Below are 262 nucleotides of genomic sequence, written 5' to 3'. Positions count from 1 at the left end.
CGATCGACGCGCGCACCACCCGCGACCTTCTCGACATCGTGGCGCGCTGGCATGGCGACGGGCGGACGGTCATCGCGGTGTTGCACGATTTCGAGCAGGTTCGGGCACATTTCCCTGAGACAATGCTGATCGCCCGCGAGCTGATCGGCTGGGGGCCGACGGCGGAGGTGATGTCGGCGGCGAACCTGATGACGGCGCGGGCGATGGCCGAGCGCTGGGACGAAGACGCCGCGATCTGCGAGCCCGCCGCATGACCGCCTAC

General features: G+C 69.1%; 1 pseudogene. It reads left to right on the top strand.

From position 1 onward, the window contains the following. Positions 1–254, top strand: a pseudogene (locus SB659_RS19810) (hypothetical protein); the annotation flags it as partial. Between the last annotated feature and the right edge of the window lie 8 nt (positions 255–262).

The sequence above is a fragment of the Arthrobacter sp. SIMBA_036 genome (assembly GCF_046535135.1).
In the GTDB taxonomy this organism is placed as follows: Bacteria; Actinomycetota; Actinomycetes; order Actinomycetales; family Micrococcaceae; genus Arthrobacter.
The sequence above is the reverse complement of the archived record's forward strand: the minus strand, read 5'-3'. Positions and strand labels throughout refer to the sequence as shown.